Annotated in this window: 21 protein-coding genes, 1 tRNA gene and 1 pseudogene; 9 read left to right on the top strand and 14 right to left on the bottom strand. The window is 71.4% G+C overall.

The genetic code is table 11. The annotated features are described in order from the left end of the window. Positions 1-4 precede the first annotated feature (4 nt). The 9 genes from AB0J02_RS35315 to AB0J02_RS35275 form a co-directional block, all read right to left on the bottom strand. The gene (locus AB0J02_RS35315) at positions 5-1,138 is read right to left on the bottom strand and encodes a GNAT family N-acetyltransferase (protein ID WP_363197923.1); all 1,134 of its coding nucleotides are present in this window, start codon (positions 1,136-1,138) and stop codon (positions 5-7) included. Next, entirely contained in the window at positions 1,138-1,809 is a 672-nt protein-coding gene (locus AB0J02_RS35310) for a lipopolysaccharide biosynthesis protein (protein ID WP_363197922.1), read from the bottom strand. Before AB0J02_RS35310 ends, AB0J02_RS35315 begins: the two co-directional genes overlap by 1 nt. Beyond that, positions 1,806-2,945: a glycosyltransferase gene (locus tag AB0J02_RS35305; RefSeq protein ID WP_363197921.1), complete on the bottom strand. Its 1,140-nt coding sequence runs from the start codon at positions 2,943-2,945 to the stop codon at positions 1,806-1,808. Before AB0J02_RS35305 ends, AB0J02_RS35310 begins: the two co-directional genes overlap by 4 nt. Next, positions 2,942-3,724 (bottom strand): polysaccharide deacetylase family protein, encoded by a 783-nt coding sequence (locus AB0J02_RS35300; protein WP_363197920.1) that lies wholly within the window; start codon positions 3,722-3,724, stop codon positions 2,942-2,944. Before AB0J02_RS35300 ends, AB0J02_RS35305 begins: the two co-directional genes overlap by 4 nt. Next, complete coding sequence (locus tag AB0J02_RS35295; RefSeq protein WP_363197919.1) at positions 3,714-5,399, bottom strand: lipid II flippase MurJ; 1,686 nt, start codon at positions 5,397-5,399, stop codon at positions 3,714-3,716. The genes AB0J02_RS35300 and AB0J02_RS35295 overlap by 11 nt, the downstream gene beginning before the upstream one ends. Continuing rightward, positions 5,396-6,685: an O-antigen ligase family protein gene (locus tag AB0J02_RS35290; protein WP_363197956.1), complete on the bottom strand. Its 1,290-nt coding sequence runs from the start codon at positions 6,683-6,685 to the stop codon at positions 5,396-5,398. Before AB0J02_RS35290 ends, AB0J02_RS35295 begins: the two co-directional genes overlap by 4 nt. A gap of 67 nt (positions 6,686-6,752) precedes the next feature. Continuing rightward, a complete protein-coding gene (locus AB0J02_RS35285; RefSeq protein ID WP_363197918.1) occupies positions 6,753-8,225 on the bottom strand; it encodes an exopolysaccharide biosynthesis polyprenyl glycosylphosphotransferase in 1,473 nt (490 codons plus the stop codon). Next, a complete protein-coding gene (locus AB0J02_RS35280) occupies positions 8,222-9,370 on the bottom strand; it encodes a glycosyltransferase family 4 protein (RefSeq protein WP_363197917.1) in 1,149 nt (382 codons plus the stop codon). Before AB0J02_RS35280 ends, AB0J02_RS35285 begins: the two co-directional genes overlap by 4 nt. Positions 9,371-9,432: 62 nt before the next feature. Next, entirely contained in the window at positions 9,433-10,497 is a 1,065-nt protein-coding gene (locus tag AB0J02_RS35275; protein ID WP_363197916.1) for a DUF3344 domain-containing protein, read from the bottom strand. Positions 10,498-10,911: 414 nt separating this feature from the next. Here AB0J02_RS35275 and AB0J02_RS35270 point away from each other — a divergent pair, with 414 nt between their 5' ends. From AB0J02_RS35270 to AB0J02_RS35240, 7 genes are all read left to right on the top strand, one after another. Continuing rightward, positions 10,912-11,100 carry a chaplin gene (locus tag AB0J02_RS35270; protein ID WP_363197955.1) on the top strand — a complete coding sequence of 63 codons (189 nt, stop codon included), beginning with the start codon at positions 10,912-10,914 and terminating at the stop codon, positions 11,098-11,100. 125 nt (positions 11,101-11,225) lie between these two features. Continuing rightward, positions 11,226-11,903 (top strand): hypothetical protein, encoded by a 678-nt coding sequence (locus tag AB0J02_RS35265; RefSeq protein WP_363197915.1) that lies wholly within the window; start codon positions 11,226-11,228, stop codon positions 11,901-11,903. A 199-nt stretch (positions 11,904-12,102) separates the two neighbouring features. After that, entirely contained in the window at positions 12,103-12,393 is a 291-nt protein-coding gene (locus tag AB0J02_RS35260) for a hypothetical protein (RefSeq protein WP_363197954.1), read from the top strand. A gap of 95 nt (positions 12,394-12,488) precedes the next feature. Next, a complete protein-coding gene (locus tag AB0J02_RS35255; protein WP_363197914.1) occupies positions 12,489-12,992 on the top strand; it encodes a DUF5949 family protein in 504 nt (167 codons plus the stop codon). A gap of 111 nt (positions 12,993-13,103) precedes the next feature. Next, positions 13,104-13,685 (top strand): vitamin K epoxide reductase family protein, encoded by a 582-nt coding sequence (locus AB0J02_RS35250; protein WP_363197953.1) that lies wholly within the window; start codon positions 13,104-13,106, stop codon positions 13,683-13,685. Between the two features lie 24 nt (positions 13,686-13,709). Then, entirely contained in the window at positions 13,710-14,126 is a 417-nt protein-coding gene (locus AB0J02_RS35245) for a tyrosinase cofactor (RefSeq protein WP_363197913.1), read from the top strand. Between the two features lie 5 nt (positions 14,127-14,131). Then, the gene (locus tag AB0J02_RS35240; protein WP_363197952.1) at positions 14,132-14,983 is read left to right on the top strand and encodes a tyrosinase family protein; all 852 of its coding nucleotides are present in this window, start codon (positions 14,132-14,134) and stop codon (positions 14,981-14,983) included. Between the two features lie 72 nt (positions 14,984-15,055). Here AB0J02_RS35240 and AB0J02_RS35235 read toward each other — a convergent pair whose 3' ends face one another. Then, complete coding sequence (locus tag AB0J02_RS35235) at positions 15,056-15,355, bottom strand: chaplin (protein WP_363197912.1); 300 nt, start codon at positions 15,353-15,355, stop codon at positions 15,056-15,058. A 205-nt stretch (positions 15,356-15,560) separates the two neighbouring features. Between AB0J02_RS35235 and AB0J02_RS35230 the strand changes: the two genes are divergently transcribed. Together AB0J02_RS35230 and AB0J02_RS35225 are read left to right on the top strand one after the other, a co-directional pair. Then, the gene (locus AB0J02_RS35230) at positions 15,561-16,757 is read left to right on the top strand and encodes an FAD-dependent monooxygenase (protein ID WP_363197911.1); all 1,197 of its coding nucleotides are present in this window, start codon (positions 15,561-15,563) and stop codon (positions 16,755-16,757) included. Between the two features lie 373 nt (positions 16,758-17,130). After that, positions 17,131-17,385, top strand: a complete 255-nt coding sequence (locus tag AB0J02_RS35225; protein ID WP_363197910.1) for a chaplin — start codon at positions 17,131-17,133, stop codon at positions 17,383-17,385. 69 nt (positions 17,386-17,454) lie between these two features. Here AB0J02_RS35225 and AB0J02_RS35220 read toward each other — a convergent pair. The 4 genes and pseudogenes from AB0J02_RS35220 to AB0J02_RS35205 all read right to left on the bottom strand — a co-directional run. After that, positions 17,455-17,527 (bottom strand) — tRNA-Lys (locus tag AB0J02_RS35220). 89 nt (positions 17,528-17,616) lie between these two features. Then, complete coding sequence (locus AB0J02_RS35215) at positions 17,617-19,122, bottom strand: amino acid permease (RefSeq protein WP_363197909.1); 1,506 nt, start codon at positions 19,120-19,122, stop codon at positions 17,617-17,619. Positions 19,123-19,169: 47 nt separating this feature from the next. Next, the gene (locus AB0J02_RS35210) at positions 19,170-22,226 is read right to left on the bottom strand and encodes an FG-GAP-like repeat-containing protein (protein ID WP_363197908.1); all 3,057 of its coding nucleotides are present in this window, start codon (positions 22,224-22,226) and stop codon (positions 19,170-19,172) included. 210 nt (positions 22,227-22,436) lie between these two features. Then, a pseudogene (locus AB0J02_RS35205) lies at positions 22,437-22,831 on the bottom strand (RNA helicase); the annotation flags it as partial.

The raw sequence follows: 22,831 nt of genomic DNA, 5'->3' as shown, positions 1-22,831 counted from the left end.
GCTTCTATGCCGGGTCGCCACCGCGCTCCTTCCAGGCACGTCGGGCGCGCTTGGCCCAGGACCGGGCGCGGACGTCGGCGAGGAGCGCGGCCAGCAGCGGGGCGGAACCGCGGCGGGCCAGCAGGAAGCGCTGGTTGACCCGTTGCTCGGGCCGCCAGTGCAGCTTGTAGGGCTCGGTGCCCCGCAGCAGGCTCAGCACGCCGTCGCGGGAGCCGGACTGCAGGTGCTGGGCGCACGAGCGCAGCAGCATGGTGGCCACGTCGACCTTGCGCTCCCTCAGTTGCGGGTGCGCGCCATAGAGGTAGCCGCCGGCCAGCCGGGGCGACAGGAAGGTCAGATCGGCGGCGACGACCGAGCCGTCCAGGGTGAACTCCGTGACGACGGCATCGCCGGTCTGCGCCATCAGGGTGACCGAGCGGGTCAGATGCTCGGCGAACCGCGGCCTGACGTGCTCGGTGGTCACCTTCCTTTCCTGCCACTGCAGTTGGTGCAGTTCCAGGAGGCGCCGTACCGACGGGCCCACCTCGGCGGTGGGGACGACGCGGCGCTCGATCCCCATCGCGTCCAGCTTGCGCAGTTTGGCGCGGGCCCGCTGCGCCCGCGGCCGGGGCAGCCGCTGCACCAGGTCCTCCATCGGCAGCGCGGGCAGCTCCAGGCACGGCGAGTCGTCGAGCCGGCGGCGCGGACCCGGCCAGCGGTCGTGGAGGGACTCCACCGTGCTGCCCGGCCGCACTTCACGGAAGTCGATCACCGCGATGCGGGCCAGTCGCCACAACCCGGCGCCGAGGGCATCGACGGCCCGCCCGGCCGAGCCCTCCGGCCCGTCCTCGACGAGGACGTCGCTGAAATCGGAGATGGCCGTGCCGAGCGGGGTCAGCGAGGGGAAGGGGCGCAGCCGCAGCATGAGGGGCGCCGCTGCCACGAGCCGGCCTTCATGGCGTACGAGTACGACGCGCAGCCGGCCGGGGCGGCCGTAGGAGAGCCACCACGAGTGGAGCCAGGCGTGGCTCTGGAACGGTGTCGCTGTCCCGCAGGAGCGGTGCAGGCGGTTCCACTCCTCGCGCAGCGCCCCGAACTCGGCCGCGTCGGTGCACACCGTGACGGCCGGGGCGGGCAGCGCGGGCGCGCCCGACGGCATCAGGCGCCGCCGCGCATCGCGGCCGCGGCGGCGGGGGCCGGCACGGTGGGTGTCGCGCGGCCGGGCTCGCGGCGCGGGCGGAGCAGCAGCGCCAGGCCGCCGAGCAGCCCGCCGGCGCAGGTGCCGACGAGTGTCGTCAGTCCGGCCGAGGGCGAGGACGGCTCGGTCGGCTGCACCGCCCGCGTGAACCGCAGGAGTTCGACGTGGGTGGAGTCCTTCGTGTGACTGGCGTTGGCCGTCAGCGCGCGGGCGACGGCGTTGGCCATCCCCATCGCCTCGGCGGGTTCGTCCGAGGACGCGGAGATCGCGACCATGGGCGCGTCCGGGGAGGTCTCGGCGCGGACGCTCGACCGGAGAGTCGCCACCGGGACGCCCGCCGCGACCTGCGCGTCGCTCAACACCGCGACCTGAGTGGCCACCCGGCTGTAGGCCTGCGCGAAGCCCGTCGCGGACATCGGGTCGGCGCCCTTCATCGGTACGGCGACCACGTAACTGGTCGCCGTGTACTGCGGTGTACTGGCCACGCCGTACACGCCGCCCGCCAGCGCTCCGAGTAGGATGCCCGCCGGCAGGGGCCACCAGCGCGGCGCTTTCCCGGCGCGGGTGCCGATGCGGCCGATACGGGCGGACAGGGGGCGGGAGGCGGCCCTCTCCTGGGTGGTTTCGTTCATCGCGTACTCACTCCTGGGGTCGAGGCGCCCAGGGCCGCCGCGTACACCTCTAGGTGCCGCGTGGCGCTCCGGGCGATGCTGTAGTGGAGGGCGGCCTCCGACGGCGTCCTGGCGTCGGCCGGTTCGGCACGGAGTCTTCGCACCTCAACGGCGAACGAGGCGGGCGTGCACGGGACACGGACGGCCCGGACGGCAGTGCCCGCGGGCAGATCGTCGACCGCCGGACAGGTGACGTAGAGGACCGGCAGCCCGCCGGCCAGCGCCTCCACGACCGCGAGCCCGAACGCCTCGTCGACCGAAGGGGAGGCCAGCACGTCCATCGCCGACAACAGGGCGGGCAGATCGATGGAGCCGGGGTCCGCCGCGGTGTGCGGCCGCTCCCCGGCGAAGACGACACGGTCGCCGACCCGGGCGCGGTCCGCCGCCTGCCGCAGAACCTCCTCCTCCGGGCCGGTGCCGACCAGGAGAAGCCGTACGTCCGCCGGGAGTTCGCGCAGCGCGTCGATGAGTACGTCGAACCGCTTGCCCGGCACCAGGCGCCCCACCCCGCCGATGACGAAGGCGTCGGCGGGCAGCCCGAGGGCACTGCGGGTCCTGGTGCGGGCCGCCGCGTCGTAGGTGAAGCGGGAGACGTCGACGCCGTTCGGGACGACATGCACGCGGTGCGGTGCCACGCCCCAGCCGTGCAGCCGCTCGGCCACGGCCGGGGACACCGCGATGGTCGCCCGGCCCAGCCGCTCCCCCGCCAGGTAGAGGGCGCGCACGCCGCGGGACAGCGGGCGCCCTTCGATCTGTGTGTCGCCCAGCGAGTGTTCCGTGGCGACCACGGCCCGCACGCCGGCCAGCCGCGCCGCCGTGCGGCCGTACAGGCAGGCCCGGTAGAGGTGCGTGTGGACCACGTCGTACCGGCCGCCGCGGATGAGCCGCACCAGGCGGGGCAGGGCGCGTCCGTCCCGGTTGCCGGCCATGCCGAGGTGGGCGACGCGCACGCCGTCACGGGTCAGCCCTTCGGCGACCTGCCCCGGGTTGGTCAGGGTCACGACGTCGTGCGACTTCGGCAACTGCCGCAGCAGGAGCCGCAGTTGCTGTTCCGCGCCGCCCGCGCCCAGGCCGGTGATGACGTGCAGGACCTTCACCGCGCGTCCTCCCCGACCTGCCAGGGGCGTCTTCGAATGCGGTGGACCCGGCGCTTGAGCTCCAGGCGCCACGGCGTGTCCGCCTGGCCGACGAAGACCCGGGGCATGGCGTACACGCTGGTGAGCGGCCCCGGGGAGATGGCGCAGCCGTACCGGTAACCGGCCCGGCGGACGCCCTCGACCGTCTGCGCGTCGACGGACCCGTACGGATAGCAGAAGCCGAACACCTCGCGTCCGATGAGCTCCTCGATCTGCAGTTTGCTGCGCTGGATCTCGGCCCGGCGCTGCTCGTCGTCGGCGAGGGTGAGGTCGACGTGCGTCAGCCCGTGCGAGCCGATCTCCATGCCGGCGGCGGCGGCCGCCCTGATGCCCTGCGCGGTCAGCAGCGGCTTGCGCGGGCCCTCGGCGTCCCAGCCGTTCTCGCCGCCGAGCCGGCCCGGGAGGACGAAGACCGTGGCGGTGCATTCGTAGTGCCGGAGGAGCGGCAGGGCGTTCTCCAGGAAGTCGCCGTAGCCGTCGTCGAAGGTGAGGGCGACCAGGCCGCGGCCTGCTCCCCGGCAGCGGGCGTCGAGGAGCTGGGCCACGCTGACGCCGTGCAGGCCGCGCGAGCGCAGCCAGTGCAGCTGCTGGCGCAGCCGGTCGGGGGTGACGGTGACGTTGTAGGGGTCGTCGGCGCAGTCGTCCACCGAGTGGTACATCGCCACCCACGGCGAACGCCCGGGCAGCAGGTCCCTCGTTCTGTGGCCGGGTGATTCCTGGAGCGCAGTTTCAACTGACATTCCGAAGCTTTCTGGTCGCGATGCGGACGGCGGGCAGGAATGCCTGGACGTTGAGGGCCCACAGCAGGAAGGCGAAGACGGCCCCGATGGCCAGGCAGGCGAGGGCGAGAGCCGCGAGAGGCTGCTCGATACGGGACGTGCACAGCAGGCCCGCGCCGGTGGCGGCGACCGCCGCGAGCAGGGTCTTGCCGAGTTCGAGCAGCACCACGGGAAGCCGTACGGGGACGCTGCGCCGGTCCATCGCCGTGAGCAGCAGCACCGCCGTGAAGGTGATGCCCAGAGCGTTGGCGGCGGCGATGCCCCCGACGCCCCAGAAGGCGACCGCCCAGGTGCCCGCTCCGGCGGTGAGCGTCATGCCCGCGGCCATCGCGGCCACCGGGTACCAGGTGGGCCGGCCGGCGGAGAAGTAGGAGCGGACCAGCGCGCCGACGAGACAGTGCCCGAGCAGGCCGAGCGAGTAGACGCGCATGATGGAGGCGGTGGCGGCGGTGTCCTGGCCGGTGAACGCGCCGCGCTGGAACAGGAGTTGGATGATCTCGGGGGCGCCGGCGAACACCACGGCCGCCCCGGACAGGACGATGCAGGCGGCGAGCGCGATGTCGCGCTCCACCCGGTCCCGGGCCCGTTCGATGTCGCCCCGGGCCAGGGCGTTGGCCACGACCGGGAAGGTGACGGTGCACAGCATCAGGGAGAGCACCATCGGCAACTGGGCGACCTTCTGCGCGTAGTTGAGGTGCGAGATGGCGCCCGACGGCAGGGAGGAGGCGAGGAAGCGCTCGATGAAGACCTGCGACTGCCGGCACAGCGCGAACAGCAGGACGGTCGCGATCAGCGCCAGGTCCATGGACTGCCTCTTCGACGCCTTCGCGTCCACGCCCCGCACGGGCGCGCTCCCGCTGGCCGCGCTCTTCAGACGGCGGCGCAGTGACGGCGCCTGGACGAGCACCATCAGTCCCCCGCCGACCGCCACGCCCGCGGCGGCGGCGCGGACACCCCAGCGGTCGGCCAGCACCAGCAGCGTGACGATGATGCCCGTGTTGTACGCGACGTAGATGGCGGCCGGGGCGAGGTAGCTGCTGTGGGCCCGCAGGGCGGCGCTGCAGTATCCGGTGAGCCCGAAGGTCAGTAGGCAGGTCGCGGTCAACCTCGTACAGTCGACTGCCAGTTGGGGATCGGGAAGGCCGGGAGCGAGCAGTTCGACGAGTTGCGGCGCTCCGATCATCAGGAGCACGGCGGAGGCCAAAAAGGCCAGGGCGAGCCGGGGCAGCGAGCCCGCCACCAGGGCCCGCACCGGGTCCTGCTCCGTCGGCAGCGCGGTGGCCCGCGCGGCGATCGCGGCGCTGAAAGCGGGGACGAGCATGAACGCGAGCCCGTCCTCGATCAGCAGCGTCGTGGCCACCTCGGGCACCGTCCACGCCACCAGGAAGGCGTCCGTCGCGCTGCCCGCCCCGAAGAGGTGGGCCAGCGTCTGGTCCCGGACGAGGCCGAGCAGTGACCCGGCGGCGGAGAGCACGGCCGTCAGCAGCGCGGCCCGGGCCAGGAAGGTGCTCGACGTGCCGGGTACGTCGGGGCTCTTCCCGGCGCCGGGCGGCGCGGACGGCTCGGCCGTCGCCTGCGACGGCATGGCGGGAGAACGCACGGTCTCTTCTCCGTCGAGCGGGAGAGTGGGTTTCATCGCTCCCCCGCCTCGGAGAGGGCGGACGGTGCCAGCGCCCACCAGGCGACCGCCCCGAAGACCACGGCGGTGAGCACGGTGGACGGCCCGCCGATGTCCGCGTACGCGAAGTCGATCAGCTGCCAGAGCAGCAGCCCGCAGGCGATGAGCGCGCAGTCCAGGCCACGGGCCCGGTGATGGGCCGTGGCGAGCCGCCGCAGACCGCACACCAGCAGCGCGGCCCAGCTCCCCACGACGGCGCCCAGACCCAGCAGGCCCTGCTCGCTGAGGACCAGCAGATACATGTTGTGCGGCGACAGCAGGGGCTGCCGGTGGAAGACGGCTCCCGCGCCGGCGACGTCACTGCCGGCGGACAGCGCGATCGACGCGTGGCTGTCGCGGTACGCGGGGAAGTTCTTGAGCCCCACCCCGGTCGCGGGGTGCTCCTCCCACATGTCGATCGCCGCCGCCCACATGGTGTACCGGTCCGTCACCGACTGGTCGGGCGTGGCCGCGACCTGCGTGATGCTGCTCAGGCGTTCCTGGAGCATCGACGTCCCCACACCGAACCCGCCGACGAGGACGACCGCCGCGGCGGCCCCCACGACGAAGAGCCGGGCGGCACGACGCAGTCCGGCGAGCACGATCTGCAGGACGCAGACCACGCCCGTCGCGATCCACGCGCCGCGGCTGAAGGAGAGCGCCAGCGGCACCAGCAGCCCCAGCGCGCAGGCCAGGGCGGTGAGCCGCACGCGCGGGGTGCCGCCGCCGAGGGCAAGAGCCACGGCGCAGATCAGCCCGTACGCGACCACGGTGGACATGCCCATCACATCCGTGGCCCCGAACGTGCCGACGGCCCGGATGTCCTCACCGGCGTACGAGGCGCCCGTACCGGTCAGGTACTGGTAGACGCCGATCGACCCCTGCCACAGGCCCAGCGCGACCAGCGCCCAGCCGACCAGCCGGAAGTCGCCGCGGTCGCGTACGAGCAGCAGCACGGCGGCGGGCACGAGCACGAAGATCTGGTAGTAACGCACCATCCCTTCAAGGGCGTTCGCCACCGAACCCGCGCCGAGGGCGGCCACCGCGACGGCGATCACGGGCAGACCGAGGACGACGTAGGCCGTACGGGTCAGCGGGCGCAGCCCACCGCGCACGGCACGGACGACGCAGAAGAGCACCACGAGACCGGAGACCGCGTCGGCCGGCGTCTGCCCGCTGCCCGCGTCACCGCCCATCGCCCCCAGCGGCAGGGCCAGCAGGCTGATCAGCAGCAGGATGGGGAGCACGGGCCCCGCCCGGCGCACGGTCCGTAACCATGCGGCCGCCGGACCGGTGCGTACCTCGGTGAAGACGGGTACGGCTGTCACTTCGTCAACTCCCCGTGGGGCGGAAGAATTCGGTCGCCGTGCGGATCAGGATGCAGACGTCCCGCCACAGCGACCAGCTGTCGATGTAGGCGTTGTCGAACCGGCAGCGGTCCTCGATGGAGGTGTCGCCGCGCAGCCCGTTGATCTGGGCGAGGCCGGTGATGCCGGTCGGCACCCGGTGCCGCTCGCTGTAGCCGGGGTAGGTCTCGCCGAACTTCATGACGAAGTACGGGCGTTCGGGGCGCGGGCCGACCAGGCTCATGTCACCGCGGAAGACGTTCCACAGCTGCAGCAGCTCGTCCAGCGAGGTCCGGCGCAGGAACCGGCAGAACCACGGCATCTGGTGCTCGTTGGCGACGCTCCAGCGCGTCGCGGACTCCATCGGGTCCGCCGGGCGGTGGGTGCGGAACTTCAGCAGCGTGAACGTGCGGCCGTCCTGGCCGACGCGCTCCTGCCGGAACACCACACCGGGCCCCTCACCGATCCGGAGCCGGAGCGCGCACACCAGGAGCACCGGAGCGGCCAGCACCAGCAGGACGGCGGAGACGGCCACGTCCAGGGCGCGTTTGCCGGGGTGCAGCCGCTGCGCGGCCCCGCTCAGCGGGCGGTAGCGGAACCCGGCCAGGTGGCCGTCCGCATCCTGCCCCTCGGACACGTACACCGACGGGTTAGGGTCCAACTCCCAGAATTCGCACCGCAGTTCAGCGAGGCTGCGCAGCCAGGGCCGGTACCGCGGGTCGCCCGCGCTGCCCAGGAGGATCGCGCGCCGCACCCCGTTCTGGATCACCGCGCGCCGTACGTCGTCCACGCTCGTCAGTACGGGCAACGGGGCTTCCTCGCCCTCGCTGCGCGGGTCGGCCGCCTCGCCGTTGACGATGCCCACGAGACGGATCCCGCTCGGACGGCCGCGCTGGAGAGCCGCGGCGACCTGGCTCGCCTCCGGCTCCGGGCCGACCAGCAGGGTCGCGCGGGGCCGGCGGATCAGGGCCGCCCTGCACCGCCAGTGGACGAGGGCACGGGACACCACGGTGAGCACGCCGTGCGCCGCGCATCCCGTGAGCACGGCGTGCGGCGGAATCCGCTGGAGGGACGGCAGGGTCGCCAGGGCCGCCGTCAGCACGCACCAGGCGAGCGCGAGGCGGCCGGCGACGGCGGGGAGGTCGTCGAGGACGCGGCGCGACTCGATCCGCCGGTACAGGCCGGCCGACCGGAGCAGGACCAGCACGAGGACGACGAAACCGGCCACCAGCAGCGGGTGACGCTGCGGCGAGGTGAGGGCGGCGGTGGCGAGCAGCGCCGCCGTACTGTCCGCCGCGAGCAGGAGTACGCGGGAGGAGTGGTCCCGGGCGGGGCCACCGATCAGGGTGAGCTTGTTGCCGTCGGCGGTCCGCTGGGCCACGACCATGGCGGAGGCGGCTGCCTCGTCCACGGTGAGCTGCGGACCGGCCGCGGGAGCGACGGTTCGTTCCGGGGTCACGTCGTGATCGGCTCTCTTTGCTCGGTGATCTCCGGGCCCAGAAGTTCGCCGTACACCGCCGCGACCGCCGCGGCGGTGTGCCGTACGTCGTGGTGGGCGTGCACATGGCGGTAGGCGTCACGGCCCAGGGAGCGGAGTCCTTCGGTGTCGCGCAGCAGGCCGATGAGGGCGCGGGCCAGAGCCGCGGCGTCCTCCGGCGGGACCACACACGATTGCGCCAGGCGGGGCGGCAGGCTCTCGCGGGCTCCGTCCACGTCCGTGACGAGGACCGGACTGCCGCAGGCCATGGCTTCCAGCGGAGCGAGCGCTATGCCCTCCCACCGCGAGGGCATGACGACCAGGTCCGCCGCCCGGTACCAGGGCACCGGATCGTCGACCGCGCCGACGAACGACACGGAGCGCGGCGCGGCGGCCCGCAACTGCGCCGTCTCCGGCCCGTCACCCACCAGCACCAGACGCGCCCGGGGCAGTTCGCGGAGCACTTCCTTCCACGCCTCGACCAGGATGTCCTGGCCCTTCTGCCGGCACAGCCGGCCCACGCACACGGCGAGCGGCCCGTCGCCGGGCCCGCGGGGTGCCGTGCCGCGGGGCTCCGCCGGACGGAAGCGCTGCAGGTCCACGCCGTTGGGGACGAGCCGCCACTCCGCGTCGATCCCCTGGCTCCTGCCGGTGCTCTGTTCGGCGCGGCTGACACAGACGAGCCGGGAGGCCCAGCGCGCGCCCAGCCGTTCCCAGCTCAGGGCCATCCGGGCGTTGACCCCGCGGACGGCCTCGAAGGACCAGGCGTGCGGCTGGAAGACGGTGGGGACGCGGCCCCGGACGACGAGCCGGGTGATCAGACCCGCCTTGGCGCTGTGGGCGTGGATGAGGTCCGGCCGGGTCCGGGCCACCACGTCGGCCAGCCGGAGCCCTTCCTGGATCAGGCCCTTCCCCGGGGAGCGCGACGCCTGCCACTCCAGGACGTCACATCCCGAGGAGGCCAGGAGACGGGGGAGGGCGCCGGAGGCGGGACAGGCCACCGAGACCTTCATCCCGGCGGCGAGTTGCCTGCGCACGAGGTCGGCCACCACCCGCGCGACTCCGCCGTCGACCGGTTGCGTCACATGAAGGACATGCGGCGGCACGGGTGCAGACGTCACATGCATCGCCTTTTCCTTGGCTGCTTGGCTGTTGGGGCTGCTTGGCTGGAGAACGGGGGCCGGGCCGGTCAGGGGCGGACGTCGACGGCGCCGAAGAGCACGCCGATCCAGGCCGCGTCCTCGGGGGAGGCCAGCCGGAGGTCCAGCGCCGTGGCACCCCGGCCGACGGCCCGGCCCAGCGGGAACACGTCGGAGTCGTAGCCCAGGGTGTTGTCGTGGGCGGGCACGCGCTCGGACGGCCGCGTACCGGGTTCGGTGATGGTCGAGTTGAGGACGTCACGCGCGGGGTTGGCCCGGTCGGACAGCGTCACCGGGCTCCGCCGGCCGGTCCAGGCCGTCAGGGAGTCGCCGGTCCGGCCGCGGTCACCGTTGTAGGCGACCAGCCCCACATAGCCCTTCGCGCCCTCGGCGGGCGCCGTTTCGACGTGGAAGTCCTGGCTGGTGTGCTGCTCGCTGAAGGTGTCGAAGCCGTCCTGCAGGAACAGGTGCCGCAGCGGCTCGGACTCCTTCTCGTAGGCGGCGACGAGCGTCCAGCCGCCCCAGGCACCGGCGGCCGTACGCCCCATCGCGACGTTCACCTGCGCCACGGTGTACAGGCCGGATCCGCCGGCCCGCACCAGGTCGGTGACGTCCGCCGAGGCCTGGAACGCGTCCGCGCCGTTGGCCACCCGGTGCCCGACCACACTGTCGGCCAGCACCTGCTTGTACTCGCCGCCCGGCTCGGCGACCAGGACGCGGCCGTTGTCGCGGGGCGGCTTCTGTTCGCCGACCCGGAGGTTCCCGCCCCAGTACAGACGCGCGTAGGCGAGGCGTGCTCCGGCGGGCAGCCGGACCTCTGCCCGGGTCGAGTTGTAGGTGTTGGGGTCGCGGTCGACGTCCGTGTAGAACATGTCGAAATCGCCGTTGCTCGCCGTCGCGCCCGCACGCGCCGCGGAACACCCCACGTTCTTGGCCGAGTCGGCGCCCCTGCACGTGATCGCCGCGTTGGCCGCGCGGACGAACCCGCCGTGGAGCACGGAGTCGTACCGCGTGGTGAACGGGATGCGGGACTCCTCGGCCACCGGCGCCGCCGGGGACGCGGTGGCCTGGCAGGTCAGGGCAACCGCCGCCAGGGACAACAGGCCCACAGTCATACGACGCAGGACACAGCCTTTGACATTTGGCACGGCCGACTTCCCTTTCAGAAATGAGAAGTTTCTCTGCGATGCAGAGCAACAAATAAGAAAGTCACACTTATCTGTCGACTCCCCGGACCCTTGCCGCTCGAACGAGGAGCGGCCAACAGTAGCGGCCGGAGAGCGAGTTTTACTTGATACACGATGTGTGTTGGATTTGTGAAATTATCGCCTCCATCACGGCGACTCTCCGTAACGCACTTCAATGCCCTAACGGCTATTCACCCGTTCGGAGCCGCAACCCCAAGGAAGGCCGCTCCGTTGCACCACAAGCCGGGCACCTGTCCCGGCCGAACGGAACGACCCCCAAGGAGCATGTTCATGTCGCGTACCGCCAAGGCAGTCGTCTTCTCCGCTGTGGCCGCCGCCGCCATGGCCGGCAGCGCCGGCATCGCTGCCGCCGACAGCGGCGCGCAGGGTGCGGCCACCGGCTCGCCCGGCGTCATCTCGGGCAACGCCGTCCAGGTTCCGGTCCACGTGCCGGTCAACGTCTGCGGTAACACCGTCGACGTCATCGGCCTGCTGAACCCGGCCTTCGGCAACACCTGCGCCAACGACTGACCAGCTCAGTCCGGCTCTTCCGCAGCCGCCCCTCTTCCAGGGGGGCGGCTGCTTCCTGTTGCAGGGCGTGACGAGACGTCACACGGTGTTCTCACGTACCAACACGCCCGCGAAAGGGAAACACCATGCCCGCTCAGCCCGTCCGGCGCCTCGCGACCTCGGTTCTCTGCGCGTCTCTCCTGATCGGTGCGGCGTCTCCCGCGTTCGCCGCGGACTCCGGCGACGGGCCCGTCGGCCCCACGGGCACATCGGCCGCGCCCGTGCCCGGAGCGGCCGCGCTGCTGGCCCAGGCCAAGGTCCTGCACGACGCCGGGGGTGTCCTCACTCCGGTCAGCGACCTGATCACCGCCGTCCTCAAGGCCAACGGAAAACTGGACCCCAAGGACGCGAAGAAGCTCGCCGACCCGATCAAGACGGCCATCGACACGGCGAAGAAGACCGCCGCCACGCCGGTCCCGAAGACCGCCGGCGGTGCCGTTCCCGACGACGCGAAGGCACCGCTCGACGTGCGCACCGACGCGCTCGCCGTACTGCAGTCCGCGGTCGACGCCCTGGTGAAGGCGGCGACATCCGGCGACGCCGGCGCCGTGGCCACCCAGGTGCCGGCCGTCGTGACCGGGCTCGTCAACGTCCTCGCGGCCACCCTGCTCGGCAGCGGCCTGCCCGCCCCCAGCCTGTCGGGCCTCCCCGCGCTCCCGAAGCTGCCGACGTCCGGACAGCCCGGCCCGGCGACGTCGGCGCTCCCGCTCTTCCCGACACTCCCGCAGACGCCCGCGCTGCCCGAGACTCCTCTCTTTTCGTAAGGGAGGCCCGCCTGTGGCGAAGCAGGCGCGGAGGGCCCGTCGGGGCGTGCCACCTGGCGCATCCCGGCGGGCTCTCGTCATGTCCACTCGAAATTCGTGCGGGGCGCCGGGGTTTCCGTCGGCGGAGACGCTCGTTGAGCACCTCGAATGGCGAATATTTCGCTCCGGTGACGGAACGTCATCGAAGAAAGGGAGAATGATGAAGGCTTTGAAGATCGCCGCTGTTGTGGCCGGTTCCATGGCGATCGCCGGTGCCGCCGCCCCCGCCTTTGCCGCGGACCTCCCGCCCATGAGCCTGAACGGCGGTCTCAACGACGCCCTGACCCAGGTCACCAACCAGCCGCTCGCCTCGCCGATCGACACCAACCTGCTCGACCCGAAGCACGAAAAGGGCCTGGTCGGCACGGTCTCGGAGGCCGCGAAGGGCCTGAACCCCGGTAGCGCCACCGCTCCCCTCGGCATGCTCGGCGGACTTCCGCTCGGCAAGTAGTCGCGTCGAACTACTTTCTCGAACGAGTGGGCCCGGTTCGGCCGATCGAGTGACATCGCGGCCGAGCCCGGACCATATCTCGCTAGGCTTCCTCGGTGACTTCTACGTCGAGCATTGATACCCCGTTCAGGGCCGCCGATCTGGGAACTCTGGCCGTCATCGCCTGGAGTGGCGAGCGTCCGGGAGAGAAAGACGACATGCCTTTCCTCCTCGCCTACTCCACAGGGGATTCCCCCGCGGGCCCCGAGGCCGGGGAAGCGGCCATTCGAGCCCTTCTGCGCAATAACGGACTCACCGTGGGGACCACCGTCCACGACGGCACAAAGAACCCGAGTTTCCCTGTTTCCCTGCTCGTCGAGGCGGGCCAGGCCGTCGTCTCCATGCCTCCGATGAACGCGCAATGCCCGGTGCCCCCCGAATGGCTCACGGCAGCGGAGGTGCGGGGCAAGGCCTATTTCCTTTTCACCACGCGTCCCTGGCCCACCGCGACCCCCGGCCACCCTGTCACCGAGGAAGACCTGCAGAGCTTCGTGGGTGACGAAGAGACCCTGATGGCCTCGGCGCACTGCCTTCTGCCCGTCAGGCGGATCCGCAGCTAGTCGCCCCCGCCCACGCCCTACCAGGGAGGTCGAGTGAGTACGGATCATCAGCGGGTTCTCACCCCCGTTCCACCCCAGGCCGGCCGCGCCGCCCGGCCGGTCGGCGCCGCGGTGCCGCACGTGGACCGGAATCTGCCCCTCGCACTCGTCCTGGTCATCACCGGGGCCGCCGGAGTGCTCGCGTCCTGGGTCATCACCCTCGACAAGTTCAAGCTGCTGGAAGACCCGAACTTCACGCCCGGGTGCAGCCTGAACCCGGTGGTGTCGTGCGGCAACATCATGAAGAGCGAGCAGGCGGCCGTATTCGGCTTCCCCAACCCCATGCTGGGGCTCGCCGCCTACGGCGTGGTGGTCTGCGTCGGGATGAGCCTGCTGGCCGGTGCGCGGTTTCCCCGCTGGTACTGGTTGACCCTCAACGCGGGCTGCCTGTTCGGGGTCGGGTTCGTGACCTGGCTGCAGTTCCAGTCCCTGTACCGGATCAACTCGCTGTGCCTGTGGTGCTGTCTGGCCTGGGCGGCGACCATCGTCATGTTCTGGTGCCTGACCGCGTTCAACGCCCGCAGCGGTTTCCTTCCCGCCCCGGCCGGGGTCCGCTCGTTCCTCACCGAGTTCCCCTGGGTGCTGCCCGTACTGCACATCGGAGCCGTGGGCATGTTGGTCCTCACCCGCTGGTGGGACTTCTGGACGAGCTGAGAGACCAGCTGAGAGAAGGCGTACGTGAACCCCGATGTGTCCCGAAGCGGCCCGGCCCTCACCCGTCGCAGCGCGGCCCTGATCCTGCTGGGCGCCGCCTCCACCACCGCGGCCGTCCTGCAGATCCGCCGCCCGGCCGGTACTCCTGAGCCGGGGCCGGAACCCGAGGCGTTCGACGAGACGTACCGCGGCCGGCGGATCTCCGGCGTCAGACTGCCCGACCCGGCGACCGGGGAGGCGGGTTCATGGCAGGTCACCGTCGACGGGCGGCCGCTGCACCTCATGCGCCGGGCCGACGGTTCGTACCTGAGCATGGTCGACCACTACGAGTCGTACGCGGGCCCGCTGGCCGCGGCGCGCGGGGCCGTGGCGGAGCTCGGCAACCAGGAACTGCGGTCCCAGGAGAGCCGGCCGGAGACCGCCCGAGACCGAAAGGCGTGACGACGGTGGTCTACACCCGGCAGAACCAGAGCACGCTCACCAAGGCGCAGAAGAGGCGCTTCGTGAACGCCGTGCTCGCCCTCAAGCGCACAGGCCGCTATGACGAGTTCGTGCGGACGCACATCGAGTTCTACACGGGCGACGGGGACGGCGGCCTGCGCGTGGCGCACATGACCCCGTCGTTCTTCCCCTGGCACCGCAAGTTCCTGCTGGAGTTCGAGACGGCTCTGCGGCAGGTCGATCCGGGGGTCTCGGTCCCGTACTGGGACTGGACCGTGGCCCGTACGCCGGCCGCCTCCTTGTGGGCCGAGGATTTCCTGGGGGGCAACGGGCGCCGCTCCGACCACCGGGTGACCACCGGCCCCTTCGCTCAGCAGCACGGCGACTGGACCGTCACCGAGGCAGTGACGGACGGCGACTTCCTCATGCGGGACTTCGGCCGCCCGCAGGATCCGATCGCGCTGCCGAGCAAGGCCGAACTCGCCGGAGCGATGGACGAGTCCGTCTACGACAAGGTCCCCTGGAACTCGCTCTCCCCCGCCGGGTTCCGCAACAAGCTCGAAGGCTGGCCCAGCCGCCGGGGCGACCGCACCTGGTACAACCACAACCGCGTCCACCGCTGGGTGAGCGGGCACATGCTGGGCGCCGGATCGGTGAACGACCCCGTCTTCTGGCTCCACCACGCCTTCGTCGACCTGTGCTGGTCACGGTGGCGGCAACGCCATCCGCGGGCGGCTCCCTACCTCCCCGCCGAGCAGCGTGACGAGCGCGTCCTCGCGGCGGGCGACACCATGCCGCCGTGGGACACCCCGGTCGGCGACATGCTCGACCACTCGTCGCTGTACCGGTACGAGTGAGCGCCTACGCACGACTGATGGCCCCCGCACCGCCGTGCCGGGGGCCATCATGAGGGCGTGAGCCCCGGGGGCTCAGCTGCCGTAGCCCTCGCTGCCACCGTTGCCGTGGTCGTCACCGTGGTGGTCTTCGTCCTGGTCGTTCGCGCACTGGTTGCCGAACGCCGGGTTCAGCAGGCCGATGACGTTCACGGTGTTGCCGCAGGCGTTGACCGGGATGTGCACGGGGACCTGGACCAGGTTGCCCGACAGGACGCCCGGCGAGTTGGTGGCTGCGCCCTGGGCACCCGCGTCGGCCATGGCCAGACCGGCTCCGCTGAGCACCACGGCACCCGTGCCGACAGCGACAGCGGCGGCCTTCGCGATGCGAGACATCACGTTCTCCTTTTGCTTGGCAGGTGCGGCCGCGTGGTCGCAGCCGTCGGCCTGTTCAACGGCCGCGACCCACAGGCAGTAACGGTTGCTGCAGGGATACATCCTGAAAACGATAGGAATCCGTACGCCGCGCATTGGAGAACCACCAGAACGCAGCGTCGTTCTCCGGGTAATACCCGAACAGGCCGTAATGGAGAGGAACCGAATGAAGGTGCTCTGCGTGGGCGGAGGGCCCGCGACCCTGTACCTGGCGATCCTCCTGAAATTGCGGGACCGCGGTCACGACATCAGCGTCTACGAGAAGAATTCCGCGGGGTCGACATACGGCTGGGGCGTCACTTACTGGCCCGACATGCTCGACACCCTCATGGCCCACGACGAGACGTCCGCCCGGAGCATCAAGGACCATTCGGTGCGGTGGAGCGACGGTGTGGCCCACGTCCGCGACCGGGTCACGGTCCACCACGGCGACGAGGGCTTCGCGATCGGCCGCCACCGGCTGCTGAACATCCTCTCCGAACGGGCGGAGTCGCTGGGCGTGCGCACGCACTTCGGCCACCCGGTCTCGGCCCGGGACCCGGTCCCGGACGCCGACTTGATCGTGGCGGGCGACGGAGCCAGGAGCGTGCTGCGCGACCAGCACGCCGAGCATTTCGGCACGCGGGTCACCGCGGGGCACAACCGGTTCGTCTGGCTCGGCACCACGAAGGTCTTCCGGTCCTTCACCTTCGCCTTCGTGGAGACCGACCACGGCTGGCTCTGGTGCTACGCCTACGGTTTCGACGGCGAACACAGCACCTGCATCGTCGAGTGCTCGCCGGACACCTGGGCGGGGCTCGGCCTCGACACCATGGAGCGGTCGGCCGCCCTGCGGCTGCTGGAGGGCCTGCTGGCCGGGCCGCTGGAAGGCCACCCGCTGATCGGCCGGACCGATGTCCCCGGACCGGCGCAGTGGCAGACCTTCCCCACCGTCACCAACCGCGTCTGGTCGCACGGCAATCTGGTCCTGCTCGGCGACGCCGCCCACACCACGCACTACTCCATCGGCGCCGGCACCACCCTGGCGATGCAGGACGCCATCGCACTGGCCACGTCCCTCCAGGGTCCGGCCACGCTTCGCACAGCCCTCGGCGAGTACGAACGCGTACGCAAGCGCGCGTTGCTCCCGCTGCAGAGCGCGGCGCGGCACAGTGCCGGCTGGTACGAGAATCTGCCGCGCTACGTCGGTCTCGAACCCCATCAGATGTTCGCGCTGCTCGGGCAGCGCCACTCGCCGCTGCTCCCCTATGTCCCGCCCCAGCTGTACTACCGGGTCGACCGGGCGATCGACCGGACCCAGTCGCTGCGCGCACTGAAGCGCTGGCTCGGCCACCGCATCGCGCGCGTGCTGCAGAGCAACTGAACTCGAACGTCACGCGGTTCCGTCATGTGTTCTAGATCGGACCGGGAAATACGAGTTCTCGCGTTTTTCGTTGAGCACACCGTGGAAACGAGGAAAAACGGCCCGACAAGCGCGCCGCACCGCCCATCGGATACTCCGATCTACGAGGCTGTGGTGCGCCTTTGGCAATCCCACGGACGCACGGTCCCTTCCGCGGCCCGGCCCAATCGGCCGGCCCGCGGCTGGGTGCGGGTGGATTCCGCGACCGGGCGACACCGTTGAGAAGTGACCGCGGTGCGTCAGACACGCCCGCCGATGGGCCAATTCGCCGGGCCGGGCGTGCGGTGGCGGTGTGATAGACGAGTCATATTCCCTCATCTCTCAGGGAGATTCGATGCGTCTTCGCGCATTCGCAGCCGCCGCGGTACTGGCCGGCACCGTCGTCATGGGCTCCGCCGGCATGGCGGCCGCAATGGACGACGGCCCGGACGGGGCCACCGCCGTGGGCAACGCCCAGAACAGCCCGGGCCTGCTGTCCGGCAACAACGTGCAGGTTCCTGTGCACGTGCCCGTCAACGTCTGCGGCAACTCGATCGACGTGATCGGGCTGCTGAACCCGGCCTTCGGCAACCAGTGCGCCAACGACTAGGTTCGCAGTAGACAGAAGAAGCGCCCCCGCCCGCGGCTTTCGCCGCAGGTGGGGGCGCTTCTCTGTCGGTAGACCCTGTGGGACTCGAACCCACAACCAATGGATTAAAAGTCCACTGCTCTGCCAATTGAGCTAAGGGTCCACACGCCGGCTCTCGCCGACGCACCCCTGAGCATAGCCGGACGGCGCCGGGACGCCGATCGGGTATCGGCATCCCGGGGTGTCCGGGCGTCAGCGCAGGAACCAGCGGCGGGCCGACGCCAGCCACCACACTCCCGCGAAGCCGAGGACGACGAGCACCGCGACGGGGGCGTAGTTGAAGGTCTCCCAGGTGACGGGGGAGACCTGCGGCAGCATGAAGAGGATCGTGATCACGGCCACCCAGCCCACCGCCACCACGCCCACCGCCTTCGACCAGCGGCCCAGGTGCCAGGGGCCCCGCTCGAAGGAATCCCCCTTGCGCAGCCGCAGCAACGTCGGGATGACGTACGCGATGTAGAGGCCGATCACCGCGATCGAGGTCACCGCCGTGTACGCCGTGACGTTGATCAGGTACGGCAGGCCGAGCACCAGCGCGCCCGCCGCCGCCAGCCAGACCGCCGCGACGGGTGTTCGCGTCCGCGGGCTGACCGTGTGCCACACGCGGGAGAACGGCAGGGCGCCGTCGCGCGAAAAGGCGTAGATCATGCGGCTGTTGGCGGTGACGGAGGCCATGCCGCAGAAGAGCTGGGCGCCGATGACGACCAGGAGGAGCAGCTTGCCGGCCGTCGCGCCCAGGGCGTCCAGGAGGATCTGCGCCGGGGGCGCGCCCGTCGCGGAGTCGAGCGCGCCGTCGTACGACTGGATCGCGAACGTGAAGCCGAGGAGGAGGACGAAGCCCGCGATCCACGACGTCCAGATCGAGCGGACGATGCCCTTGGGGCCCGCCGTGGAGGCGTCGTGCGTCTCCTCGGTCATATGGGCCGAGGCGTCGTAGCCGGTGAAGGTGTACTGCGCCATGAGCAGGCCGATGAGGACGACGTACGCGCCGCTGCCCCAGCCGGTGTTGTTCACGAACTCGGTGAAGACGAAGGACGCCGACTGGTGGTGGTCGGGGACGAAGGTGAGGGCGCCGACGATGACGGCGACGCCGAGCACGTGCCACCACACGCTGACGCTGTTGAGGACGGCGACGATGCGCACGCCGAAGGTGTTGAGGAGGCCGTGCAGGACCAGGATCCCGGCGAAGAGGAGGATCGTGCGGCCGGGCGTCACCTCGAAGTCGAACTGGAGGTTCAGGTACGCGCCGAGGAAGGACGCCGCGCCGAAGTCGATGCCGGCGGTCACGGCGACCTGCCCGAGCACGTTGAACCAGCCGGTGAACCAGGCCCAGGCCGCCGCCGACCGCTCCGGTGCAAGGCGGTGCGCCCAGAAGTACAGGCCCGCGGACGTCGGGTACGCCGAACAGATCTCGGCCATCGCCAGGCCCACGACGAGGGTCATCAGGCCGACCACGACCCAGCCCCAGGTGATGAGGACCGGGCCGCCGGTGTTCATGCCGAACAGGTACATCGTCAGGCAGCCGGAGAGGACCGAGATGATCGTGAAGGAGACGGCGTAGTTGGAGAACGCCGACATGCGGCGGGCGAGGACCTGGGTGTAGCCGAGTTCGGCGAGCCGTTCCTCGTCCGTGCGGCCGCCCGCGCCGGTGCTCGGGGGCGCTTTCCGGTCAGCGGCGTCTTCCGCTTCGTTTGTCATGCCCCCAGCGATTCCCTCGCCGGGGGCGCGACATGCTCCTGATCACGTTACGAGAGGCCGCCCGCGTAATTCGTGTAGCCCTCCCAGACCTGCGTGCGGGCCCCGAACGACCCCTTGCCGTCGCCCAGGTTCCGCCACAGGCGGCCGGACGTGTCGAACGACAGCAGGTCGTTCTTCCCGTCGTAGTTCAGGTCACCGACGCCGACGACCTTGCGATACGAGGAACCCCAGTTCGTGAAGACCGTCCTGCGGTCCCTGAGCGTGCCGTCGCCCGCCCCGTCGTAGCGGAACAGGGTGCCGTCCTCGCGGCGCACGACGAGGTCGCCGACGCCGTCACCGGTGAGGTCGCCCGCTCCCAGGATCTGGTCGTACGTGTTCCAGGCCGAGCGGATCTTCTTGCCCGCGGCCAGCTTGCCGGCGGCGGTGCCGGCGAAGACGTAGATGTCCCCGGTGGACGCCTTGCGGGCGATCAGGTCGGGGTGGCCGTCCCGGTTCAGGTCACCGGCCCACGTCAGGTAGTTGTACGCGGACCAGCCCGTGCCGAGCGACACGTGCGGGCCGGTCTTCTCGACCGCGCCGGAGCAGTCCCCGTCGTAGCGGTGGAGCGTGCCGGACGAGGTGCGCACCAGGACGTCGTTGCAGCGGTCGCCGGTCAGGTCGCCGAACGGGAAGAAGCGGTCGCCGGTCGGCCAGCCGGAGCTGCTGGAGGACGACATGCCGTCGGAACCGTGGAACTCGTCCGCGTGCAGGGTGCCCTTGGAGCTGAAGCCGAGCAGCTCCCCGAAGCCGTTGCCGTCGTAGTCGCGGTGCGTGGTCTTCGCGCCCTCGACGTCCGTGGTGCCCGACTTCACCGTGCGGAAGCCGTCGCCGGCGTCCGCGTCCAGGGACCAGGTGTAACGGCCGCCGTCCACGACACTGCCGTCGGTCCGCCTGCCGTCCCACGTCAGGTTCAGGTGCGCGCCCTGGGCGTCGCCCGTGGTGACGGTGCGCACGGCGCGGCCCGCGACGTCCTTGAAGGTCAGCTTCCAGGCGGTGGCGGGGCGGTTGAGCTGGAAGGAGCCGTGCCAGACGTTCTGCTCGGCGTCGTTGTCCCAGCCCAGGTGGATGAAGGTGTCGGCGGTCGAGTCGATGTTCGTGACGCGGGTGCGCGGCACTCCGGTCGGCCTGACGTGGATGCGCTGCGCGGCGTCGGCGTACACGACCGTGCCCGTGTACCGGTCGACGTCCCAGGTGACGTGGCGCTGCGTCGGCTTGTTCCCCGCGGCCAGCTCGGCGAAGTCGCCGGTGGTCACGGAGGTGCCCGCGCCGCCGTGGAAGTCCGTCAGCACGAGCTTGCCCGCGCCGTCGCGCTCGTGCCGCACGAGGAAGCCGTCGCCGAGCAGCGCCTCGCCGCCGGAGGGCACGGTGATGTTCTTGCCCGCGGTGGAGTCCCACACGCCGGCCTTGCCGGCCGGGCCGCAGTTCCAGTAGAGCCAGCGCCCCAGCGTCTGCAGCTCCTTGGGCACGCAGCCCGAGCCGAGCTTCACGTCGGCGGACGTCTTCTTGGTCTTCAGGTCGTACGCGTTGACGCTGCCCGTCGTCGTCGCGGGCTTCCACAGCTTCGTGCCCCACAGCGCGGCGGCGCCGCGGGCCCCGGTGTGGATGACGTCGTCCGCGCTGTGCTCCTCGGTGTCGCCGACGTAGAGCTTTCCGGCGGACGCGGACTCGAACAGCGCGTAACGCCCGGACGTGTCGAGGACCCGGACGTCGGAGACGCCGCCGGGGCCGAGGATGTACAGGCTGTTCTTGCTGATCGGGAGGTGCACGGAGCTGCCCGACGAGTAACCGGTGAGGCCGGTGCCGGTGCCGAACAGCTCCACGCACGACGAGCCCGCCATGCACTTCTTGTAGGTGTCGGCGAGCCGGTACCGCAAGGTCTGCCCGCCCGGGCGGCCCGCCACGTCCAGGTCGTACGTGTACAGGCCCCGCAGGTCGGATGCGTCGCCGAGGGCCACTGTGGAGACGCGGCCGGCCGCGATCGACAGCCCGTCGACGGCCGCGGCCACCGGCGGCACCGCGCGGACCACGGATTGGCCGCCGTCCGGCGCGAAGCGGCGCACCGCCCAGTCACCGGGGCCCTCGCCGCCCACCGCGAGGACGCTGCCGTCGGGGGCGGTGGCGAGCCGGTGATCGGCGTGCGCGAGCAGCTCGGTGGCGCCGCCGCCGATCGCCACGGAGTAGAGCTTCTGGCCCGCCGAGTAGGCGGGCATCGCCTCGCGGTGGACGACGAGGATGCGGTCGCCGGCGAGCGCCATCTGCGCGTTGCGCGTGGTGGTGGAGCTGCTCGGGCCCGGCACCGAGGTGCGGGTGACGGGCGCGCCCGTCAGACCGCGCTCGGTGGTGAACGCGGTGTCCGAGGAAGGCTTGTAGCCGAGCACCTTGTCCTTCGACAGGGCGACGGATGTGGGCAGTTCGGCGCGGTCGAGACCGGCGAAGACCTCGCTGACGGCGCCGGTGGCGTAGTCCAGCGCGATCAGGTGCAGCTGTCCGTCCGCGTCGGCGAACTGGAACACGGCGCCGTCCCGGTCCTGGACCATCATGCGCCGCAGCTTGAGCCCGGCGGGCAGCTCGCCCGCGGCCCGGTCGGTGCCGTCGGCGGAGAGCAGGTGCAGGGCGCCGAGCGCGCGGTCCCCGCCCACCTCGACGGTCACCAGGACCGACGCGCCGTACGCCTGCGCCCAGCGCTGCCCGGCCGGGACGGTGAACGTGGTGGCGGCACTCGTCCCGAGGTCCGTCACCGTGACCGTGCCGCCCGGCAGACCGTCGCCGGTGGTGGTCAGCCCGGTGTTGAGGTAGCGCGGAGCCGTCGTCTGCGTCCGGCTCCGGCCGGTGTCCGCGTCGGTCCACTGGAGGCCGCTCGTACCCTCCTGCGCGTGCAGGTAGCCCGAGTCCCCCGCGGTGTACAGCACCTCGGAGCGCGGCAGGAACCGGTTCGGCGCGGCGATCACGCTCTCCGCCGGCTGGTCCGCGGCGCTCGCCGGGACACCCGCGGGCAGCAGGGTGCCTGCCAGCGCGAGCACGGCCCCCGCCGCGACGACGGTGGAACGTCTGTGTACGACCCCCATGGGTCCCCTCCCCGAAACGGCGCGCGGCGGATACGCGGCGCGCGTAGGACGCGTCGGAGGGTGTGGGGCCCCTCACAGCAACTTCATGTCCTCTACACAGGACTCCGGGAGCCTAACAGCGAGGCGGGACGGGGCTCGGAGGCGGGGATACAGCGAAGCGGGCCCACCCCCGCAAGGGGATGGGCCCGCTTCGATGCCTAGAACCCGGGGTCAGCCGTTGCGCTTCCAGCGCGGCTTCTCGTCACGGCGCCCGAAGGACGAACCGGAACCGGAACCCGAGCCGGCGCCACGGTGGTCGTCACGACGGCTGTGGGGACGGTGGCCGCCACCGGCCGACGGGCGGTCGCCCTGACGGTCGCGGTTGAACGGGCGGTCGCTGCCCCGGTGACCGCCGGACGGGCGGTCGTCGCGGCGGAAGCCACCGCCACGGTTGTCGTCACGACGCTCGAAGCCACCACGGCTGCCGCCACGGTCGTCACGGTTGAAGCCACCGCCACGGTTGCCACCGCGGTCGTCACGGTTGAAACCGCCACCACGGTTGTCGTCACGACGGTCGTCGCGGCGGAAGCCACCGCCACGGTTGTCGTCACGACGCTCGAAGCCAC

This window comes from Streptomyces sp. NPDC050264 (assembly GCF_040655895.1).
In the GTDB taxonomy this organism is placed as follows: domain Bacteria; phylum Actinomycetota; class Actinomycetes; order Streptomycetales; family Streptomycetaceae; genus Streptomyces.
This window is presented reverse-complemented; position numbering and strand designations above follow the sequence as displayed.

What these genes read in the sequence shown, in the direction of transcription:
- AB0J02_RS35270 (WP_363197955.1), top strand. Translation starts at nt 10,912, where the DNA reads ATGGCCGGCAGCGCCGGCATCGCTGCCGCCGACAGCGGCGCGCAGGGT.
- AB0J02_RS35210 (WP_363197908.1), bottom strand. Translation starts at nt 22,226, where the DNA reads ATGGGGGTCGTACACAGACGTTCCACCGTCGTCGCGGCGGGGGCCGTG.
- AB0J02_RS35225 (WP_363197910.1), top strand. Translation starts at nt 17,131, where the DNA reads ATGCGTCTTCGCGCATTCGCAGCCGCCGCGGTACTGGCCGGCACCGTC.
- AB0J02_RS35280 (WP_363197917.1), bottom strand. Translation starts at nt 9,370, where the DNA reads ATGCATGTGACGTCTGCACCCGTGCCGCCGCATGTCCTTCATGTGACG.
- AB0J02_RS35300 (WP_363197920.1), bottom strand. Translation starts at nt 3,724, where the DNA reads ATGTCAGTTGAAACTGCGCTCCAGGAATCACCCGGCCACAGAACGAGG.
- AB0J02_RS35265 (WP_363197915.1), top strand. Translation starts at nt 11,226, where the DNA reads ATGCCCGCTCAGCCCGTCCGGCGCCTCGCGACCTCGGTTCTCTGCGCG.
- AB0J02_RS35230 (WP_363197911.1), top strand. Translation starts at nt 15,561, where the DNA reads ATGAAGGTGCTCTGCGTGGGCGGAGGGCCCGCGACCCTGTACCTGGCG.
- AB0J02_RS35260 (WP_363197954.1), top strand. Translation starts at nt 12,103, where the DNA reads ATGAAGGCTTTGAAGATCGCCGCTGTTGTGGCCGGTTCCATGGCGATC.
- AB0J02_RS35235 (WP_363197912.1), bottom strand. Translation starts at nt 15,355, where the DNA reads ATGTCTCGCATCGCGAAGGCCGCCGCTGTCGCTGTCGGCACGGGTGCC.
- AB0J02_RS35215 (WP_363197909.1), bottom strand. Translation starts at nt 19,122, where the DNA reads ATGACAAACGAAGCGGAAGACGCCGCTGACCGGAAAGCGCCCCCGAGC.
- AB0J02_RS35315 (WP_363197923.1), bottom strand. Translation starts at nt 1,138, where the DNA reads ATGCCGTCGGGCGCGCCCGCGCTGCCCGCCCCGGCCGTCACGGTGTGC.
- AB0J02_RS35310 (WP_363197922.1), bottom strand. Translation starts at nt 1,809, where the DNA reads ATGAACGAAACCACCCAGGAGAGGGCCGCCTCCCGCCCCCTGTCCGCC.
- AB0J02_RS35295 (WP_363197919.1), bottom strand. Translation starts at nt 5,399, where the DNA reads ATGAAACCCACTCTCCCGCTCGACGGAGAAGAGACCGTGCGTTCTCCC.
- AB0J02_RS35275 (WP_363197916.1), bottom strand. Translation starts at nt 10,497, where the DNA reads ATGACTGTGGGCCTGTTGTCCCTGGCGGCGGTTGCCCTGACCTGCCAG.